This is a genomic window from Cellulomonas sp. P5_C6 (assembly GCF_054049635.1).
This window is the reverse complement of the sequence record NZ_JBFULZ010000245.1, coordinates 1-5,207: the sequence shown is the minus strand read 5'-3', so window position 1 is coordinate 5,207 and position 5,207 is coordinate 1. Positions and strand designations below refer to the sequence as shown.

At 73.2% G+C, this 5,207-nt stretch carries 4 protein-coding genes and 2 pseudogenes; 2 read left to right on the top strand and 4 right to left on the bottom strand.

The features are described 5' to 3' along the window. A pseudogene (locus tag ACXJKG_RS19145) lies at positions 1-805 on the top strand (hypothetical protein); the annotation flags it as partial. Between the two features lie 275 nt (positions 806-1,080). On the opposite strand, the gene rocD reads toward ACXJKG_RS19145, so the two are convergent. The 3 genes from rocD to ACXJKG_RS19130 all read right to left on the bottom strand — a co-directional run bounded on the left by rocD (position 1,081) and on the right by ACXJKG_RS19130 (position 3,692). Then, entirely contained in the window at positions 1,081-2,286 is a 1,206-nt protein-coding gene (gene rocD, locus ACXJKG_RS19140) for an ornithine--oxo-acid transaminase (protein WP_456847321.1), read from the bottom strand. Then, a complete protein-coding gene (gene ddaH / locus ACXJKG_RS19135; protein WP_456847320.1) occupies positions 2,283-3,128 on the bottom strand; it encodes a dimethylargininase in 846 nt (281 codons plus the stop codon). The genes rocD and ddaH overlap by 4 nt, the downstream gene beginning before the upstream one ends. A gap of 105 nt (positions 3,129-3,233) precedes the next feature. Then, complete coding sequence (locus tag ACXJKG_RS19130; protein ID WP_456847319.1) at positions 3,234-3,692, bottom strand: SRPBCC family protein; 459 nt, start codon at positions 3,690-3,692, stop codon at positions 3,234-3,236. 36 nt (positions 3,693-3,728) lie between these two features. Between ACXJKG_RS19130 and ACXJKG_RS19125 the strand changes: the two genes are divergently transcribed. After that, a complete protein-coding gene (locus ACXJKG_RS19125) occupies positions 3,729-4,718 on the top strand; it encodes an aldo/keto reductase (protein ID WP_456847318.1) in 990 nt (329 codons plus the stop codon). A 7-nt stretch (positions 4,719-4,725) separates the two neighbouring features. Here the strand turns inward: ACXJKG_RS19125 and ACXJKG_RS19120 are convergent. Continuing rightward, positions 4,726-5,207, bottom strand: a pseudogene (locus ACXJKG_RS19120) (hypothetical protein); the annotation flags it as partial.

Genomic DNA, 5,207 nt, shown 5'->3' with positions numbered 1-5,207 from the left:
CCGGACCGCGACCACCGTCGCGACCCAGGCCGCCTACGTCGCCACCCGCGCCGCCGCCACGACGACCGCGCAGGCCGCCGTCGACCACGCCAACGCGACCCTCGCCGCCGTCCCGAACGCTGGCGACGGCCCCCGCGGCGCCCTGGTGAACGCCACCGGTGCCGTCGGGTCCGCCCTGGCCGCGTCCGACGTCAGCCTCTCGTCTCTGCGCCTGCTCGTCGGGGGCGTTGCCGCGCCGGAGAAGGCCGCCGTCGACGCCCAGAACGCGTGGCAGGCCGCCGAGAACGCCCGCATCGCCGCCGAGCAGGCAGCAGCCGCCGAGGCCGCCGCCGCTGCTGCGGCCGTCCGGACGAGGGCGCCGTCGAGCACCCGGTCCTCGACGCGCACGACGACCCCGAAGCCCGCAGCCCAGGCGCCCGCGGCACCGTCCACCGGTGGCGTGCCCGCCGGCGGCCTCGTCTGCAAGGGCTCCGGCGGGTCCGGGGCCGGCGAGTCGAGCGTCGGCGCCATCGGCTCCGCCATCAACTCCTACCGGGCGTCCCTCGGGCTCCCGCAGCTGTCCGTCTCCCGCAGCGGCGGCCTGGTCGCGCACGCGATCGACATGGCCAACGCSGGCGGSATCTGGCACTCCGGCAGCGACAACATCGTCGCCTGCGTCAGCAACGGGTCGGCGGCCTCGATGGTCACCGCCTGGTCGCACTCCGCCTCKCACGACGCCCAGATGCGCCGCACCGACGTGTCGAGCATGGCCGTCGGCGGCGCGAGCCTGAACGGCTGGCTGTTCGGCGCAGTGAAGTTCAGCTGACCTCGCCGTCTCCACCTTCTCCACCTGCTCCACCGCAACGTCCGCACTCGATGGGCCTCTRRCCCSCWCGAGTGCGGACGTTGTGCTGTCTGGTGGTGGCGTCGCAACGTCCGCGGATCCGGTCGTCGGGACGCTCGAATCTGCGGACGCAGCGGGGGTGGAACGACGAACGTCCGCACATCCGGTCGTCAGGGCGACCGAATGTGCGGACGTTGGGGGCGGGGGGCGTCCGGGCGGCCTCGCCGGGGGGTGCGGGCCGCGCCGGACGTCCGGTCTCAGCGCAGGGCGTCCGTGAGGCGGTCCGTGGCCAGGTCCAGGTCCTCCGACGAGATCGTCAGCGGGGGAGCCAGGCGGATGGTGCTGCCGTGGGTGTCCTTGGCCAGCACGCCGCGGGCGAGGAGCCGCTCGCACAGCTGACGGCCCGTGAGTGGCGGCGTGACGTCCAGGCCGGCCCAGAGTCCGACGCGTCGCGACGAGGCCAGCAGGCCGTCGTCGACGAGCGCGTCGAGCCGGGTGCCCCACTCGAGGCCGAGCGTCGTGGCCCGCGCCTGCAGCTCGCCGGTCTCCAGSAGGCCGAYGACCGCGAGGSCGACSGCGCACGCCAGCGGGTTGCCGCCGAACGTCGAGCCGTGGGTGCCCGCCGTGAGGACGCCCAGCACGTCGGCCCGGCCGACGACCGCCGACACGGGGAGCACACCGCCGCCGAGGGCCTTGCCCAGGGTGACCAGGTCGGGCCGCACACCCCAGAGCTCGGACGCGAGCGTGGTGCCGGTGCGGCCGAGCCCGGACTGGATCTCGTCGGCGATGAAGAGGACGTCGTGCTCCGTGCAGAGCGCGYGGACCGCCGGCAGGTAGGACTCCGGCGGGATCACGACGCCCTGCTCGCCCTGGATCGGCTCCAGGAGGACGGCGACGGTGGTCTCGTCGATGGCGTCGGCAAGCGCGGCCGCGTCGCCGTACGGGACGACCCGGAAGCCCGGCGTGTACGGGCCGAAGCCGCGGCGCGCGTCGGGGTCGGTGGAGAACGACACGATCGTCGTGGTCCGGCCGTGGAAGTTGCCGTCGGCAACGATGATCGTCGCGCGGTCGGCGGGCACGCCCTTGACGTCGTACCCCCACTTGCGGGCGGCCTTGATCGCCGTCTCGACGGCCTCGGCGCCCGTGTTCATCGGCAGCACCATGGGCGGGCCGGCGACCAGGGGGCCGATCAGCGCAGCCAGGCGCGCGGCGAAGGGCTCGAGCAGCTCGTGGTCGAACGCGCGGGACGTCAGCGTGAGCTTGTCGATCTGCGCGTGCGCCGCGGCCGTGAGGACCGGGTGCCGGTGGCCGAAGTTCAGCGCCGAGTACCCGGACAGCAGGTCGAGGTAGCGGTTGCCCGCGTCGTCGGTGACCCAGGAGCCCAGCCCGTCGACGAGCGTGACGGGCAGCGGGTGGTAGTTGTGGGCCAGCACCGAGGCCGGGGCCACGTCCACGAGAGTCATCGCCCGGATCCCGAGGCGGGGCGGATCTCGAGCGTGCAGCACTTGGCGCCGCCGCCGCCCTTGAGCAGCTCGCTGGTGTCCACGGGGATGGGGTTGTAGCCGCGCTCGCGGATGGCGTCGGCCAGGTCGACCGCGCCGGGGGCGACGACGACGTTCAGCCCGTCGGACACCGCGTTGAGGCCCAGGGCGACCGCGTCGCGCTCGGTGGCCACGACGGCGTCCGGGAACAGCTGCTGCAGGACCGCACGCGAGCCCGCGGAGAACGCCGGCGGGTAGTACGCGATCTGCGGGTCGGCCGGGTCGCTCGACAGCACGGCCAGCGCGGTGTCGAGGTGGTAGTAGTGCGGGCTGACCAGGTCGAGCGAGATGACCGGGCGGCCGAAGAGCTCCTGGAGCTCGGCGTGCGCGGCGCGGTCGGTGCGGAAGCCGGTGCCGGCCAGGACCAGGTCGCCGACGACGAGCAGGTCGCCCTCGCCCTCGTTGGTCTCGGCGGCCGTGTGCGTGACGTAGCCGGCCTCGGCGAACCACTTCTGGTACGCGGGGCCCTCGGGCTGGCGCTCGGCGTAGCGGAACTTGGCGGAGTAGACGACGCCGTCCAGGACCGTGGCCCCGTTGGCGGCGTAGACCATGTCGGGCAGGCCGGCGATGGGCTCAATCGTCTCGACGGTGTGGCCCAGGTCGAGGTACGTGTCGCGCAGCGTGCGCCACTGGCGGACGGCCAGGTCGGCGTCGGTGTACTTCGTCTTGTCCATCCACGGGTTGATCTCGTAGGACACCGTGTAATGGGTGGGCTCGCACATCAGGTAGCGGCGATCGGTACGTCCGGGGGCGGTCGGGGTCATGAAGGCTCCTCGTGGCGTGTCGTTGCTACGAGGGTACGAGCCGCCAAGGGCCCCGACCGTCATCTCGGATTGCGCGCTGGGGCGCGATCCGTTGCGCAGATTCGGTCACAGGAGACGATTCGTTGCGCGAGCCTCCCGGCGAGCCTTCATCAGCGCGTACCGGACCATGCCCCCGAGGAACGGGGCGACCAGTGCCTCGGTGAGTCGGCGGGGGAGCGGGCCGGCCAGGTAGACGCTCTCGCTCCAGAAGACCCGGCTCGACGACGGCCCCGCGGCGACGACGACGATGCTCGCGTGCMCCTTGAGCACGTGCCCGATCTTGGTGAACGTGGCGACGCCCGGCTCCGCGCCGACCGGCGGGTCGAACCGGTCGATCGTCATGACGTCCTTCAGCCCGGGCAGCAGTCGCGGCCCCGAGACGGCCGTCACGGTCGTGCCGTCCACCGAGATCCGCGTCATCGGTATCCAGCGCGCGTGGTTGCGCGCGTCCGCGACCAGCTCCCACGCGGCCTGGGCCGAGACCGGGAACGACCGGACCACTGCGTCCATCGGGATGCTCGTCACCTGGCCCATCGTCCGCGCGCGGTAGCGTCGCTGTCCATGGAGAGCAGGCTGCTGGGACGCACAGGTCGAACCGTCGGGGTCGTGGGGCTGGGCTGCTGGCAGCTCGGCGCGGACTGGGGGTCGGTGAGCGAGGACGCCGCCCTGTCGGTGCTCGCGGCCGCCGTCGACTCGGGCGTGACGTTCCTCGACACCGCCGACGTCTACGGCGACGGGCGCTCCGAGAAGCTCATCGGCACGTTCCTGGCGTCGCGCGGGGCGGGCCACGGCCTGACCGTCGCGACGAAGATGGGCCGCCGCGCCGACCCGCACACCGCCGAGGCCTACACGCTCTCGTGGTTCCGCGCCTGGACCGACCGCTCGCGGGAGAACCTAGGCGTCGACACCCTCGACCTGGTGCAGCTGCACTGCCCGCCGTCGGAGGTCTACCGCCGCGAGTCCACGTACGACGCGCTGGACCTGCTGGTCGACGAGGGCCGGATCGCGTCCTACGGCGTCTCGGTGGAGACGGTCGACGAGGCGCTCGACGCGATCATCCGGCCGCACGTCGCCACGGTGCAGATCATCCTCAACGTGTTCCGCCGCAAGCCGCTCGAGGAGGTGCTGCCCACCGCCGTCGAGCACGGGGTCGGCATCATCGCGCGCGTGCCGCTGGCGTCCGGCCTGCTGTCCGGCAAGTACGACGAGCACACGCAGTTCGCCGCCGACGACCACCGCTCCTACAACCGCGGCGGCGAGGCGTTCGACGTGGGGGAGACGTTCGCCGGGGTGCCGTTCGAGGTCGGCGTCGCCGCGGCCCGCGAGGTCGCCGCGCTGACGCCCGCCGGGTTCACGACCGCGCAGCTGGCCCTGCGGTGGATCATCGACCAGCCCGGCGTCTCGGTGGTCATCCCCGGGGCGCGGTCGGCCGAGCAGGCGATCGGGAACGCGGCCGCCGCGTCCATGCCGCCCATCGACGAGGAGACGCTGGACGGGCTGCGCGGGATCTACGACGGGCGGATCCGCCAGCACGTGCACGGCCGCTGGTAGGAGGGCTCTACTCGGGGTCGCTCTGGTCCGGCACCGACTTGCGCGACCCGAGGGCCTTGAGCCGCCCCGGCAGCCGCTTCTGCTTCGCCGGCAGGACCACGGGGTTGTCGTCGGGCCCTGCCATCTCGATCACGCGGGGGAACACCAGCGGCGGCGGCCCGAACGCCTTGCGGGCGCCCGCGATGACGTTCTTGCCCAGCGCTCGTGCGCCGGCGACACCGATCACGAGGCCGATGCCGAACGGGATGATGCGGCCGACGGCCAGCCCGGTCTGCTTGGTGATCTGCGTGCGCACGAACCGCCGGGTCATCGTCGTGTTCACCTTGCGGACCGTGGCCATCGGCATCCGCGTCAGCAGCGCCCGCGCGACGCTGACGCTGGTGAGCTCGGCGCCGTCGGTGATGACCTTGCCGCCGCTGTCGCCCAGGATCGTCGCCAGCAGCAGCGCCCGCCGACGCTCCGTGTCCTCGACCTCGATGCCGTGCACGC